Origin of the sequence: Streptococcus sp. HMSC065E03, assembly GCF_001815045.1 — a bacterium.
GTDB lineage: Bacteria > Bacillota > Bacilli > Lactobacillales > Streptococcaceae > Streptococcus > Streptococcus parasanguinis_AD.
Genome location: NZ_KV818854.1, coordinates 1,150 through 16,165, shown reverse-complemented (window position 1 = coordinate 16,165; position 15,016 = coordinate 1,150). Strand labels below are relative to the sequence as shown.

14 protein-coding genes and 1 tRNA gene are annotated in these 15,016 nt (G+C 40.0%); all 15 read right to left on the bottom strand.

Translation table 11 applies throughout. The features are described from left to right. Nucleotides 1-3: 3 nt before the first annotated feature. Entirely contained in the window at nucleotides 4-3,729 is a 3,726-nt protein-coding gene (locus tag HMPREF3002_RS09925) for a phosphoribosylformylglycinamidine synthase (RefSeq protein WP_070666607.1), read from the bottom strand. 208 nt (nucleotides 3,730-3,937) lie between these two features. Beyond that, nucleotides 3,938-4,645, bottom strand: coding sequence for a phosphoribosylaminoimidazolesuccinocarboxamide synthase (gene purC / locus HMPREF3002_RS09920; protein ID WP_070666604.1), 708 nt, complete (start codon nucleotides 4,643-4,645; stop codon nucleotides 3,938-3,940). A 150-nt stretch (nucleotides 4,646-4,795) separates the two neighbouring features. After that, nucleotides 4,796-5,044 carry an acyl carrier protein gene (locus HMPREF3002_RS09915; protein WP_021154192.1) on the bottom strand — a complete coding sequence of 83 codons (249 nt, stop codon included), beginning with the start codon at nucleotides 5,042-5,044 and terminating at the stop codon, nucleotides 4,796-4,798. A 3-nt stretch (nucleotides 5,045-5,047) separates the two neighbouring features. Next, complete coding sequence (gene plsX / locus HMPREF3002_RS09910) at nucleotides 5,048-6,043, bottom strand: phosphate acyltransferase PlsX (protein ID WP_021154191.1); 996 nt, start codon at nucleotides 6,041-6,043, stop codon at nucleotides 5,048-5,050. Next, nucleotides 6,040-6,819 (bottom strand): DNA repair protein RecO, encoded by a 780-nt coding sequence (gene recO / locus HMPREF3002_RS09905; RefSeq protein ID WP_070666601.1) that lies wholly within the window; start codon nucleotides 6,817-6,819, stop codon nucleotides 6,040-6,042. The genes plsX and recO overlap by 4 nt, the downstream gene beginning before the upstream one ends. Further along, the gene (locus tag HMPREF3002_RS09900) at nucleotides 6,803-7,984 is read right to left on the bottom strand and encodes a pyridoxal phosphate-dependent aminotransferase (RefSeq protein WP_070666598.1); all 1,182 of its coding nucleotides are present in this window, start codon (nucleotides 7,982-7,984) and stop codon (nucleotides 6,803-6,805) included. Before HMPREF3002_RS09900 ends, recO begins: the two co-directional genes overlap by 17 nt. 155 nt (nucleotides 7,985-8,139) lie before the next feature. Next, nucleotides 8,140-8,988, bottom strand: a complete 849-nt coding sequence (srtB, locus tag HMPREF3002_RS09895; RefSeq protein WP_070666595.1) for a class B sortase, LPKTxAVK-specific — start codon at nucleotides 8,986-8,988, stop codon at nucleotides 8,140-8,142. A gap of 88 nt (nucleotides 8,989-9,076) precedes the next feature. Then, the gene (abpA, locus tag HMPREF3002_RS09890; RefSeq protein WP_070666592.1) at nucleotides 9,077-9,682 is read right to left on the bottom strand and encodes an amylase-binding adhesin AbpA; all 606 of its coding nucleotides are present in this window, start codon (nucleotides 9,680-9,682) and stop codon (nucleotides 9,077-9,079) included. Nucleotides 9,683-9,926: 244 nt separating this feature from the next. After that, a complete protein-coding gene (locus tag HMPREF3002_RS11370) occupies nucleotides 9,927-10,607 on the bottom strand; it encodes a hypothetical protein (RefSeq protein WP_070666589.1) in 681 nt (226 codons plus the stop codon). A 225-nt stretch (nucleotides 10,608-10,832) separates the two neighbouring features. Next, the gene (locus tag HMPREF3002_RS11235) at nucleotides 10,833-10,973 is read right to left on the bottom strand and encodes a hypothetical protein (RefSeq protein WP_173018797.1); all 141 of its coding nucleotides are present in this window, start codon (nucleotides 10,971-10,973) and stop codon (nucleotides 10,833-10,835) included. A gap of 48 nt (nucleotides 10,974-11,021) precedes the next feature. After that, the gene (locus HMPREF3002_RS09880; RefSeq protein WP_021154183.1) at nucleotides 11,022-11,996 is read right to left on the bottom strand and encodes a ribose-phosphate diphosphokinase; all 975 of its coding nucleotides are present in this window, start codon (nucleotides 11,994-11,996) and stop codon (nucleotides 11,022-11,024) included. Between the two features lie 178 nt (nucleotides 11,997-12,174). Continuing rightward, nucleotides 12,175-13,416 carry a peptidoglycan hydrolase PcsB gene (gene pcsB, locus HMPREF3002_RS09875; RefSeq protein ID WP_049473285.1) on the bottom strand — a complete coding sequence of 414 codons (1,242 nt, stop codon included), beginning with the start codon at nucleotides 13,414-13,416 and terminating at the stop codon, nucleotides 12,175-12,177. A 93-nt stretch (nucleotides 13,417-13,509) separates the two neighbouring features. Next, nucleotides 13,510-14,010: a rod shape-determining protein MreD gene (gene mreD, locus HMPREF3002_RS09870; protein ID WP_070666584.1), complete on the bottom strand. Its 501-nt coding sequence runs from the start codon at nucleotides 14,008-14,010 to the stop codon at nucleotides 13,510-13,512. Nucleotide 14,011: 1 nt separating this feature from the next. After that, a complete protein-coding gene (gene mreC / locus HMPREF3002_RS09865) occupies nucleotides 14,012-14,830 on the bottom strand; it encodes a rod shape-determining protein MreC (RefSeq protein WP_003009264.1) in 819 nt (272 codons plus the stop codon). 62 nt (nucleotides 14,831-14,892) lie between these two features. After that, nucleotides 14,893-14,980: transfer RNA gene (locus HMPREF3002_RS09860), tRNA-Ser, on the bottom strand. Between the last annotated feature and the right edge of the window lie 36 nt (nucleotides 14,981-15,016).

Sequence of the window (15,016 nt, the reverse complement as noted above, 5' to 3'; positions counted from 1 at the left end):
CTTTTATTTTCCAGTAAAGTATTTAACTGCTGATGCAAAGAGATGTTGATCTTTATTTCCTGGAATATTTTGGAAGAGACCGTCTTCAAAACGTTCGGAGTGACCCATCTTCCCAATAATTTGACCGTTCTTACTTGTGATACCTTCGATAGCATTTACAGATCCGTTAGGATTATATTTAGAATCCATGCTTGGTTTCCCTTCGAAGTCAACATATTGGGTAAAGATTTGACCATTGTCACGAAGCTCTGCGAATTCCTCAGCTGTCACGACAAATTTCCCTTCACCGTGTGATACTGGGATGGCATGGATGTCACCAACTTCTACTCCGGCAAGCCATGGTGAGTTGGTGTTGGCAATACGTGTTTCAACCATCTTAGCCACGTGTTGGTTGGCATCATTGTAGAAGAGGGTTGGACTGGTGCTACTTGCATCTTCAAAGTTACCATATGGAAGAAGACCTGATTTAACAAGAGCTTGGAATCCATTACAGATACCGATGATCAAACCACCGCGTTCGATGAAGTGATCGATGGCTGCACGCACTTTTTCATTCAGCAAGATGTTCACGATAAATTTAGCTGATCCATCTGGTTCATCCGCTGCTGAGAAACCACCTGCAAAGAAGATAATATTAGCTTTTTCGATATTGTCAACCATAGTGTCAACAGACTTGACAATAGCTTCTTCATTCAGTGTGACAAATGGTACCAAGTTGACTTTTGCACCTTCTTTTTCAAAGGCCTTAGCTGAATCGTACTCAGAGTTAGTACCTGGGAATACTGGGATGTAAACCACTGGTGCCTCAACTGTTTCTTTAGCTTTGATAACAGTATCTGATGCCAACGCAGGTACTTCTTCCAGCTCAGTTGCTTGTGCAAATTCCGTTGGGTAAACCTCTTCCAATTTACCTTGGAAGGCACTGTCAAGTTTGTGTCCATCAAGCGTTACACCATTGACAGTAAGTGTAAAGTCGTCTGCTGTTTGTCCAATCTTGGCAACACCTGCAATTTCTTCAGGCGATGTGAAGATGAATCCACCCAATTGGGCTGTCAAGCTAGTGTCAAGGTCAGCTAATTCGACGTTTGCACCAATATGGTTCCCAAAGGTTGCAAGGGCAAGAGCTTCAAGGACACCACCATATTTGACAGCTGATGCTGCTGTTACTTTGTGATCAGCTTGGATGGCTTCAAATTGAGCAAAGTTAGACTTGATAAGATCAAAGTCAATTTCTTGTGCCAAAGCTTGACCTGGGATGTAATAGATATTTTCACCAGTAGCTTTAAATTCTGGAGAAAGGACCTTACGGCTATCTGCAGTTGTCACCCCAAAAGCAACCAAGGTTGGTGGTACTGTCAATTCTTCAAAGGTACCAGACATAGAGTCTTTCCCACCGATAGATGGCAAACCAAGTTGAATCTGAGCTTCAATGGATCCAAGAAGAGCTGCTACTGGTTGACCAAAACGCTCTGCTTGTTTATCCATCCGCTCGAAGTATTCTTGATAAGAGAAGCGAGCCTTAGACCAGTTTGCACCAGCAGCAACCAAACGAGCGGTTGCTTCGATGACCGCATAGGCAGCACCATGATATGGAGACCATTCTGCTACATAAGGGTTGAATCCTTGCGCCATAACAGAAGCGGTTGTTGTCACGCCATGTTGGACTGGTAATTTCTGTACAGAAGCTTCCGTTGGTGTGATTTGGTAGCGACCACCAAGTGGGTGATTGACTGTTGAACGACCAACTGAGCTATCAAAGATGGTTTGTAACCCTTTTTGACTGGCATGGTTCAAGTCAGCCAAGACCTCAAGAGTATCCGCTTCAAGGGTTTCAGCAGATGTTTGACGTTCTTCTGGAAGCTTGACATCCTTGTCAACCACCTTAGCATCTACAACCACACGTACACCGTTTGTATCAAGGAAACGACGTTCCAAATCAACGATTGTTTCACCATTCCAGTGCATGACAAGATTTGGTTTCTCCGTTACTGTTGCAACGACAACAGCATCAATATTTTCTTTGTTACATTCAGCAACGAAAGCATCTACATCTTCTGGACGAACCACTACAGCCATCCGTTCTTGAGATTCTGAGATAGCAATTTCTGTACCGTTCAAACCTTGGTATTTCAATGGCACTTTGTCTAGATCAATTTCAAGACCATCTGCCAATTCACCGATCGCCACACAGACACCACCGGCACCAAAGTCATTTGATTTCTTGATCAGACGGGTCACTTCCCCATTACGGAAAAGACGTTGAATCTTACGTTCTTCGATAGCATTCCCTTTTTGAACTTCAGCACCAGCTGTTTCAACAGATTCAACGGTTTGAACTTTAGAAGAGCCTGTCGCACCACCGACACCGTCACGTCCAGTTTTCCCACCGAGAAGAATCACGACATCACCTGCTTCAGGTTTCTCACGGACAACATTTTCCTTAGGAGCCGCACCGACAACTGCACCTAGCTCCATACGCTTAGCAACGAAACCTGGGTGGAAGTATTCTCGAACATAGGTTGTGGCAAGACCAATTTGGTTACCGTATGAAGAATAACCGTGAGCTGCTGTTTTAGAAATCACTTGTTGTGGCAATTTACCAGCGCGAGTTTCTGAAATCGGAGCCGTGATATCACCAGCACCTGAGATACGCATGGCTTGGTAAACGTAGGAACGACCTGACAATGGGTCACGAATGGCACCACCGATACAAGTAGCCGCTCCACCAAATGGTTCGATTTCAGTTGGGTGGTTGTGGGTTTCGTTTTTGAACATGAGAAGCCATGGTTCTTTGACACCATTGACATCCACTTCAATTTCAACAGAGCAGGCATTGATTTCATCAGACACTTCCATGTCATCCAAACGACCATTGGCACGCTCATAACGGCCAAAAATAGTTGCCATATCCATCAAGGTTTGAGGTTTTTCTGTACGTCCCAACTCATCACGCATGGCAATATACTTGTCATAAGTCGCTTGCAATTGTTTTTGGAATTTAGAAGCTGAGAAGTCGATGGTTTTCAACTCAGTCTCGAAAGTCGTGTGACGGCAGTGGTCAGACCAGTAAGTATCCAAAACCTTCAGTTCCGTCTCAGTTGGCACCCGTCCAATGGACTTGAAATAGTCCTGAATAAAGAGCAAATCATCCACTTCCATTGCCAATCCTTGCTCAACCTTATACTGTGCAAAATCTTCTGCCGTATAAGTTTCAAAGAAATCCAAGCTTGGAATGGTCTTGTCAGACTCAGAGAAATCCTGTTTCGCAATACCAACAGTGATATCTTTGAAACGAGAATCCACTGGGTTCAAAAGGTAGTTTTTAACAGCTTCCAACTCATTCGCATCGATATCCTTGTTAACCAAGTACAATTGCGCTGTATTCACTGTTACGTCATTTGAACTACCAAGCAAAAGCAAAGCTTCTTGTGAAGATGCCGCACGTTGGTCAAATTGACCCGGCAAACTTTCAATCGCAAAGAAAGCATATTTCTCAAAATCAGCCTGAACCGCAGCTTCATCCAGAACAGTATCGGTCACTTGCTCAGAGAAGATATGTTTTTCCGCACGCGCAAACAAGTCCTCTGCCAAACCAAAAACATCGTAAACCTGAACAATCCGAAGATCCTTCAAGGTTTTCAACTGAAGATTATGCTGCAATTCTTTTACTAAAGAGTCCGATTTCACACGAAAATCAGCTTTTTTCTCAACGAAAATACGTTTATCCATTTTATTTCCTTTATTTCTATTCAAACATGTTATCGAAGACGAAGGTTTTCTATTTCAAAAAGATCACTTCAAACCTTGCAATTTTTCCTATACAACTTCATAAACATCTGTCAAGCTACCAAGATCACGACGGAGTGAAAAGGTCTAGTAGACCTTTTCAGCCTGAGTCCTTTTACTTGAAAGACGAAGGTTTTCCGTTTCAAAAAGATTACTTCAAGCCCTGTAATTTCTCCAACACAACCTGATATACATCCGTTAAACTGCCCAAATCTCTACGGAAAACATCCTTGTCCATATGGTGCCCTTCCGCATCCCAAAGGCGGCAGTTATCTGGAGAGAATTCATCTGCCAAGATGATCTTGCCATCCTTATCAAAACCAAATTCCAATTTGAAGTCAATCAAGCGAAGACCAATTTGTGCAAACCAATCTTTCAACAATTCATTGATGCGACGTGTTTCTTCCTTGATATAAGCAATTTGCTCATCATTGGCAATATCCAAAAACTTGACATGTTCATCATTGATGAATGGATCGTCCAACTCATCGTTCTTGTAGTAAAATTCAACGATTGGAGTTTTCAATTCCAAACCTTCTTCCACGCCAAAACGTTTAGAAAAGGAACCCGCAGTCACGTTGCGAAGAACAACTTCCAAAGGAATAATTTTTACTTTCTTGTTGAGTTGTTCTGTGTCAGAAATACGTTCGATAAAGTGAGTAGCTACACCCGCAGCATTCAATTTTTCAAAAATAAGAGACGAAATCTGATTATTCAGCACACCTTTGCCTTCGATGGTCTCTTTACGAGCCCCATTCAGCATGGTTGCCTGGTCCTTATAGACCGACTTAATCACATGTTCGTCCTCAGTAGTATAGATATCCTTAGCTTTTCCAGTATAAATCAGTTGATTGGTCATGACTTTGTTCGCCTTTCGTATTTTATCACCTTCATTCTATCACATACAAAGTGTATTTTCAATAAAATTCCGTACAATATAAGCAGAATCCGAATAAAAAGGACAGAAAAAAAGATCATACAGAATAATCTCTGAACGATCCCTTTTTCATTAGTGACCAGCAGTTCGTTTTTCGATATAGTCGACAACATCCCCTACTGTGTTAAATTCATCAATAGCCTTGTCCGGAATCTCAATTTGGTATTCATCCTCAAGATTGATAATAAATTCCATCAATTCAACAGAATCCGCCTGTAAATCCTTACGTAAGTCAGATTCCAAAGATACTTGAAAGTCTGGACCCTTGCGATCTTTGAGAAATTCCTCAATTGTAACTAAAATTTCGTTTTGTTTACTCATACATTACCCTTCCTTCGATAATTCCTTCACTGATTTTCCAACAACATCTGTCTCTAACATGGTCCGAATCTGACGAATCGTGCTATAGACAGCTTTGGCATCACTCGAACCATGCGTTTTAACAACAGGTGCTTGAAGACCAAACAAGACCGCTCCTCCAACATCTGAGAAATCCAAGGTTTGCTTCAATGATTTCAAACGGTCCTTGAGCAGAAAAGCTCCTAATTTCGCCTTCCAGTTTCCTGTGGCAATTGCTTGTTTCAATTGCTTCAAGATCCCAAAAGCCGTTCCTTCCATCGTTTTCAAGACAGCGTTTCCCGTGAAACCATCCGCCACAACGACATCAGCAACGCCATCCATCAAGTCACGCGCTTCCACGTTTCCAACAAAATGAATCGACTCATCCTCAGATAACAATTGGTAGGTTTCCTTGCGCAAAGGATCTCCCTTACTAGCTTCTGTCCCATTGTTCAATAAACCCACGCGAGGTTTTTGAATCCCACGAACATTTTCAGCATAGTAGGATCCCATCACAGCATACTGATGCAAGTGCTCTGGTGTATTTTCCGCATTGGCCCCTAAGTCCAACATGTCATACCCGCGACCATCAACTGTCGGAAGTGTCGACATCAAGCCAGGGCGTTCCACCCCTTTGATGCGGCCAACGATAAAGAAACCAGCCGCCAATAGCGCACCTGTGTTTCCCGCAGATAGCATGGCATCAACCTCACCATCTTTCACATCCTTGGCAGCTAAGACCATAGAAGCCTGTTTTTTCCGACGAATAGCCCGCGTTGGCTCATCATCTGAATCGATTTTTTCTTCCGTATGTACAATCGATACACGTTCTGTTGCGGTTAAATAGTCTTTGATTTTTGCCTCATCGCCATACAAGACAATCTCAATATCATCAAAATCACGAATGGCTTGATTCACACCTTCTACCAAGGCTTGAGGTGCATTGTCGCCCCCCATTGCATCTACTGCAATTTTTTTCATGTTTCACCTCCAGATGAATCTTTCATAATCGCTCCCCAATCACTCAAGGAATCGATAAACTTTTTAGCTTTTAAATGAATCCCTACATACTCCTCATACAACTGATCAATTGCCTGACGCAGAGCTGCTTTCATCTCCGCTTGTAGAGAAATCGTCTCTAACTCACTGAATCGTACTGCTTGAAACTGATCCAATAAATAGAGAACATTCGGATGCCAGTGAGCACGTCTCTCATCCTGATCATAATGATCCGGACAAAGAACCCCACTATACCGAAAAGAGTAATCAAAAGGAAGTCCAACCCGATGACAGAAACAGCATTCATGCAAATTTAAGACAACCCCAAATCGTGATAGAATCTGAATCTCAAAAATATTGGTCAAAACCTCATAATCAAGTCCCTCTTCCATCAAAGACAAGGTCTTTTCCAAAAAAGCAAACAGGGCCGGATCCACCTGATTATCCTGAATACTTGCATCTGCAAGCGCCAGAACATAGGTCGCATAAGAAAGGGCAAAAAGATCTGCATTGATTTTCTTATAAACCTGCACATCTTGAAAATCATCAATATAACTCAACCCATCATCATTGATTTTCAACAACATATCTGCCGTTACCAAAGGTTGCAACATGGGATTCAACCGTGATTTTCCCGCATGTTTCACAAAAAACATCCGCTTCCCTGACTTCTCTGTGAAGATTTTGACCAGCTTGTCATCCTCACGAAACTCCCGATTATACAGGACAATTCCCCGGGTCTCAATTGACTCCAGCATGTTCTTCCATATACTCCTTCAAGCGTTTCATTGCTTCCTTGATAACCTCCATGCTGGCTGCATACGACAAACGCACATAGCCTTCACCATATTGACCAAAAGCAGCACCAGGAATGAAAGCAACTGCTTTTTCACGCGCAAAATCCTGCAAGAAAGCAAAGGAATCCTGATTATAACCAGCTGGGATTTTAGCAAAAATATAAAAGGCTCCATCTGGCTTAATAATCTCAAACCCAAGCGCGGACATCTGTTCGATAATATAATCGCGACGCTTCACATATTCCTTCTTCATCGGCTCTGCATCATCCCGACCAGCAGTCAAGGCCTCAATCGCAGCATACTGGTTCATGGTTCCAGCAGCCGTTACCAAATACTGATGGCTCTTGATGAGTTGGGCCGTCAATGCAGCAGGCGCAAAGATAAAGCCAAGCCGCCAGCCTGTCATGGCATGAGACTTAGATAAGCCATTAATAACAATGGTCTGTTCAGGAATGAAGGATGCCATAGAGACATGCGCTTCTCCAGTATAAGTCAGCTCTGAATAGACTTCATCACAAATCACAAAGACTTCATATTTTTTTAAGACAGCAGCTAATTCTGCCATCTGTTCGCGCGAATAAGTGACACCCGTTGGATTAGCTGGATAATTGAGAATAACAGCCTTCAATTTTTCACCCTGCTCTAAAATAGCCTTTTCCAACTTTTCAGGAGTCAAGACAAAACGATCTGCTGTCGTATCAATTTCGACAACATCTGCTCCTACCAAATTTATAATCGGCTCATAACCAGGGTAGGCCGGTGCTGGAAGAAGTACTACATCTCCAGGTTCCAAGATTGCTGTCAAGGTTGCAGATAGGGCTTCAGTCGCACCGATCGTCACCAATATCTCATCCTCAGGACGGTAGTGAATACCATATTTATCAGCCACAAACTGACTCGCAGCCTCACGCAAAGCCAGCAAACCACTCATCCCAGTGTAATGGCAAAAATTCGCATCAATGGCAGCCTTTCCTGCTTCTTTTACATGTTCAGGAGTTGTAAAATCCGGTTCCCCCAAAGTCAAACGTAAGACACCAGGAATGGAAGAAATTGATTGATCGAACTGACGAATCAAAGATACTTCAATCCGATTCAGATTTTTATTAAAACGTTTCGTTAAATCCATAGAACACCTCCAAAAACACTTATATTCATTATACTATAAATAGGACCCCATCGCAAAAGAACAAGCCAGATCCCCACCTTTTGCTTACCACCAAAGGACATTTCAAAAATCCTTCCATGCAAAAAAGACTTAGCAATGCTAAGTCTTTCAAGTCATTATTGTTGGCCACGTGTTGCCACATATTTCAATTGATCTGCATGTTTTGCCACAAAATCCTTCATTTCTGAATCAGGAATTTGACGAAGATAGAGGTTAGAACGAATAGTTTCATCCTCTTCACGACAAGTGGACAATACTAAATACTTATCAGTTGCTTTGATCTTGATATTAGGGTTCTTCGTACGAGCTGACTCATAGATATTCTTCAATTGTGTCGTAAAATCATTGTCATCAGTAAAGCTTGTACGGTAGAAAGCAGTGTTCTCTGGGACAATGACCAATCCCATTACTTCATAGTAATATTTCCGCTCTGGTGTCTCAATCACAACATACGGATGTTGGTCCAAATACTCTTGTTTGTCATAGTAGTTGACATCATTAAACATGCGATGGTCGCCGACCTTACTACCACGAGCATGACCAAACAACCAAGTCAAACGATCACTGAAGTCTTTCTTGTTGTCCATATCCATGAAGACTGTCCCCATGTATGGTTCATTTCCCCCATCAAAGGTTTTATTCAAATAAGTTTCATTGTCAGTGGTTTGTACAACAGGTTCATCCAACTCAGTACCCGGTGCATAGACATAAGCAATTGTCTCAGGGTTAACAGCTGTTAACTGAGCAAAACGATTTTTCAAGTAATCTTTTTCTTCTTGGCTTGGTTCATATTTAGTTTCTTGCTTGGTTGAGCTTGTTCCAGTTGTTTTTTTAGCCGTGCTAGATGACTTAGTTCCTCCAAATGGATTAAAGAAAATAAATCCAGCAACAAGAACAACAACTGCAACAAGAGCAGCGATTACAAGACCCAATTTATTTGAACTTTTTTCCCCAGCTCTTTTCATTGATCGATCTCCTCTTGATGATTTTTTCTAAAAAATAACACTGAACCCGAAGGTCCAGTGATATTTTACGAGCTAATTAATAATCAAATTATTTAACTGCGCTTGTTTTTGGAAGAGCTTTACCAGCTTGTTTTGAACCAGCTTTACCAGCTTTAGCTGCGTCTCCACCTTTATTTTCGTTAGATTTAGCTTCGTTTGTAGCTTGACCGTTAGCGTTAGCATCAGCTGCATCAGCAGAACCACCATGGTTAAGAGCTTTATCTTCTTGATCACGCATGTCTTTTGTTTTGTTGTCTTGAACGCCAGTTGGGTCGTTCCAGTATTTACCTTCACGTTGAGCTGCTGCACGGTATTGATCTTGAAGGTTAGCTACATATTTGTTGCGTACAACATTACGTGCTTCAGTGCGAGCTGCTTCAAGTTTAGCAACGTAATCGCCGTAAAGGTGACCTGATCCGTATGCTTCAAGAGCTTGTCTTGCTGCTACAACTGTTGGATAGTTTTCAGCTTCTGCGTTGATTTCAGCTTCGTGTGCTGCTACTTGTGTGTTTGCTTCGTCAGCGATATCGCGTTCTGAAACGTAGTGTTTTTGAATCAATGCATTTGAGCTATATGAATTGTCAGATGCAAATGCTGGAGCTGCTGCAGCAAATACTGCAAGAGCTGCTACTGATGATAATAAAACTTTTTTCATTGTTTTATCTCCTTTTTTTCTTTTCAAAAATTATTCGTTACTTCGTAACTATGACTAGTATACTAGGATATTCTGCCTATGTCAAGACTTTTCTTAGTTTTTTTAAAAAAAGTATCAATTTTTTCTATTTCAAATAACTATTTTTTTCATATAGCAAATTGAATTGCTCAATTTATATCTTAGTTTATGTTATCGAATGTATAAAAAAGAGGGCAGTTGCCCTCTAAAAATTTTATCCAATCTATTATTGGTTTACTACTGAAGAGTAGTTTGTGCTAACAAATGTTTCAACAGTCTTGAATGTTTCGTATTGTTGACCATCTTTAGCAGTTTCTTCTTTTTGTGAAGCAGAACCATAACGAGAATTTGGATCAACAGTCACAAGACGTTTACCATCGTCATATGAACCATTATAAGAGTAGTTAGTATTTCCGTATGTTTCTACAGCTTTGAATGTTTCATATTTTTTACCATCTTTAGCTGTTTTTTCTTCTTGTGAAGCAGAACCGTAACGAGAGTTAGTTGTTCCAGTTACATTTTTTTCTGAAGGAAGGTCTTTTTCAGCTGTAACTGCAACTGGTTTTTTAGGTGCGGCTGGTGTAGATACTTCTTGAAGAACACCATCTTTTTTATCACCTTTTGGTTGTTGAACTTGTACAACTGCAACTGGTTTTTTAGGTGCTTCTGGTTTAGCTGGAGTAGCTGGTTTTTTAGGTGCTTCTGGTTTAGCTGGAGTAGCTGGTGTAGCTGGTTTAGCTGGTGTAGCTGGTTTAGCTAGTTTATCAGCATTAAATCTTGCACCAAAGCGAGTATTGTTACCAAACTCACGAGTTGCATCATTGAAAGGGGTACCATTAGTAGCTGCATAAGAAACGCTAGCGATTGCTGACAATGCCAATACACTTGTTAATAAAACTTTTTTCATAATAGTTTTATCTCCTTTTTCATTTTTCATTTTTAGTATAGATTACTCTACATTGAACATTTTATACATATATGTTGGGTTTGTCAAGTATTTTTTTCGATATAACGCTGCAATATCAATAAATTAATTTTAAAATTAGGTCTATTTGATACCCAAAATTACGATTTCGAGATAATTCTACATAAAAAGAAGAAGTCATGATATAACTTCTTCTTTTTCTTCAAACTATTTTACCACCCCATTTTTAGGTAATCGTTTCTTGGGCAAACTAGGATCCGCCTTTGCTTCTAGTTCTTTAGCTGCTTGAACCAGTTTTTTCCGTTTCTTTTCTTTTTTTAGGTTTTCCAACCATTTTCTGATTTCCATTTGTATTTCCTCCTATACAAAAGAGGCTGGTCTCCAGCCTCCTTATTGTTAACATTTTTTGGCATTTCCGATTTCAAATAGAGGGGAAAGAGGACGATTTTCGTGAATGCGAACAATGGCCTCTGCAAGAAGTTTCGCAATCGAAATTTGCTCAATCTTATCAATTAATCGATCTTCCGGTAGATAAATCGTATCCAACACCACCAACTTCTTAATGGCTGATTTTTGAATATTGTCCATCGCTGGTCCTGATAAAACAGGGTGAGTACAGCTCGCATAAACTTCAACAGCACCTGCTTCTGCAAGGGCGTCCGCGGCATGACAGATTGTACCAGCTGTATCAATCATATCATCAATCAAAATACAAGTCTTGCCTTCAACACTCCCAATGATATTCATCACTTCACTCGTATTCATCTTATCGACACTTCGACGTTTATCAATAATCGCAATCGGTGTCTTCAAAAATTCAGCTAATTTTCGAGCACGAGTCACACCACCATGGTCTGGACTGACAACAACATAGTCTTTCCCAATCATCCCACGACGTTCAAAATAGTCGGCGATCAAAGGCGCACCCATCAAGTGGTCAACAGGAATATCAAAGAAACCTTGAATCTGAGCGGCGTGCAAATCAATTGTCAAGAGGCGATCAACACCAGCAACCTCAAGCATATTGGCTACCAACTTAGAAGTGATTGGTTCACGAGCTCGAGCTTTCCGGTCTTGACGAGCATAGCCGTAATATGGCATCACCACATTAATAGATTGCGCACTAGCACGTTTCAACGCATCCACCATAATCAAAATTTCCATTAGATTATCGTTAACCGGTGAGCTAGTGGATTGCAAAATATAAACATCTTTCCCACGGATTGATTCTTCAATATTAACCTGAATTTCTCCATCAGAAAATTGACGAACCGTTGACTTTCCAAGCGGTAGTCCCATTTCACGAGACACACGTTGAGCCAATTCTTGATTTGACGACAAAGCAAAGAGCATTAAATCAGAAAATGACATGATTTCCTCCAGTAAAATCTAAAACCATATTGTACAGTCAGCACAAATTTCTCCTGTAACCATTTTATCGCTTTTTAAGCAAATATTCAAATATTAATTTATGGAAACTACAAAATCTATCACTACCTAAATTCTATCAAAAAAGAAGCAGAACAAATGTTCTGCTTCAGTGTAATTCTTAGTTTGGATAGATATAAGTAACAGTACCTTGTGCTGTTGTTGGGTTAAACCAACCACGGTAGTTCCCAATACTACGGATACCATTATAGTTAGACTCAGAGACTTGGATGCTCGTTGTAGATTGAACGGCTGTAACAACTGCTACGTGTCCATATCCACCATCATTCCAACATGCAATGGCACCAACTTGTGGTTGAGATCCTGTACGGAATCCTGCTGCCGCTGCACTTGCTGCCCATTGTCCACCATTACCCCAGTAATCACCAGCCCATGGAGCCAATGTCTTCGCACCCCATGTACATTCACCAACTGGATAAGATGATGCAGATGTACTATAAGTTGGACGAGAAGTAGTTGCTACTGGTGCAGCCGCTGCTTGAGTTTGAACAGCAGGTTGAGGTGCTGCTTGAGTTTGTGCTGCCGCTGGTGTTGCAGCAGGTGTTTGAGCTGCCGCTTGAACTTGTGCTTGAAGAGTTGTATTAGCTGAAGCTTTAACAGCTGCTTGTTGTTCTTTTTGTTTTGCACGGTAAGCTGCTTCAGCTGCTGCCGCTGCTGCTGCTGCTTTTTCAGCTTCCGCTTTTTGTTGCAACAAAGCATTCTTTTCGTTTTCAGCAGTTGATTTTTCAGCAGCCAAGTTCAATTGTGCTACTTTCAACTCAGCTTCTTTTGTTGACAAAGCTTGCGCATCATCTTCTAATTGCTGTTTGTTTGCAATGACAGTATTGATAGCATCGTTGTTTTCTTTTTGTTTTTGTGCAATCTCTTCTTTATCACGTTTTTGCTCTTGCAACATTTTGTTGTTAGCATCTGCAATTTCGTTCATAGCAGAAATACGTGAGATAGCTTCTGTCAAAGATCCAGAGCTAACAATCGCATTAATATAGCTTGTTGCAGTCCCAGTTGTTTGAGCACTACGTGCTTGATTTGCAAGTGATTCTTGACGAGCAACAATATTTTTTGACAACTCATCGATCTCAGCTGACAATCGTTCAGATTCTTCATTCAAACGGTCATTTTCAGCTTGAAGATTTTCTTGTTGTTTTTTAATTTCAGATACTTGACCTTGAATTTGATCTACCTGAGCTTGTGCACTTTGTTGTTGTTGATTAATACTATTGATTTTGTTATCTTGAGCAGCAATCTTATCATCTGTTGAATCAGCTGATACACCAGCTACGACAGCACCTTGTGATAAAGCAACTGTACTCAATAAGATTGTGGCAAATAATTTTTTCTTCATTAGATAAATTTTCCCTTTCTAATAAGACACTAACTAGTATAACAAATTTTTTAAAAATTTATATTACGCTATTGTTACATTTTTATTTCGAGTTTATAAATAAATCTTTTCAAGTAAAGGCTGTAATACTATTAATAGAAGCACATTCAAAATTAAACTTGGAAAAATTTGGTAAATAATTAGTGTAATCCAGTTAAATTTTATACCGATAAAAAGAATCAAAAGAAGGTTTGTTAAAATCTGAAATAATAGAATCGTTAATAAAAATGTAAAAAAACGAGTCAATCGATTGACCAAAATAATCTGATTACACCGATAAAAAATCACCTGTAGTAAAGGAAATACTAGGAAGGCAATTCCTAGGGTGTGTAAAAAATACACATCAAAACAAAAACCAAAGAAGACTCCCCACCAAATACTAGCTATCTCAGAGAAATAGAGACTTAACAACATAAAACCATACAGAAATAAAAATGAAGTAGGTTCAAAGGAGTTTGGACAAAAACGAGAAATAAGAAAAGAGATCTGTCCGTCAACAAATAAAGATAAGAATAAGATTAAAGGGAAAAAATGGTACTTACGTATGACTTTCACACTACTCTCCAATCAATAGTACATAACGATTGACATCTAAATTAGCCTTTGGTTTCACACGAATTTCTTGCCCTAACTGATCAGATGCCTTTTGAGTAGAAGTCACTGTACCAAGAGGTAAGTCACTACTCTTATATTTTCCTAAACCACTTGTTGAAACCAGAGATCCTTTTTTAATTTCAACTGGATCTCCAATTTGCAACAACCGAAACTCACCTGTCTTCTCGTCATAACCATTTAATAAAGCAAAAATAGATTGACCTTGACTCTCAATTTTAAACGTCAGGTGTTGTGAAGAAATAGTATCTTCGACTAATAGTTTCACTTTGCTAGAATTTTTCTCTATACTTTCTACCACACCAATGACGCCACCAGACGAAAGAACAAACATAGAATCAGAAATTCCATCTGAACTACCTTTATCAATAACAAATTCCTGATCCCACGAACCATAATTACGGTCAATAATCTCACTAACGACTTGTTTAGAACCCGATACAGAATTCTTGATTGACATCAAATCCTGTAATTCTCTATTTTCTGATTCCAAACGGTTAAGTTTTGACTGGTCAATATCCTTTTGATAAAGACGTGATTTTAACGAACGGTTTTCTTCATTTAATTCAGATAAATTCTTTAAATCCTTTGCCTTAGATTCCACAACAACAAATGGTACCGATACTGCCTTATCAACAATAGCTAATATATCAGAAGATTTTAAAACAATAGAAGTTCTAACAGATGGAAAAAGAAATAAAATTCCTGAAACAGTTAAAACAAACACAAAACTAAAAATTTTAAAGAATCGATTCAAGAACATAGACAAAACCTTCAAAAATATAAAAAATAGTTTGAGATGACATCTCAAACTTGGAAATTATACGGAGAATGGGGGATTCGAACCCCCGCACCGGTTACCCGACCTAACGATTTAGCAAACCGTCCTCTTCAGCCTCTTGAGTAATTCTCCAAAATGGGCACGAGTGGACTCGAACCACCGACCTCA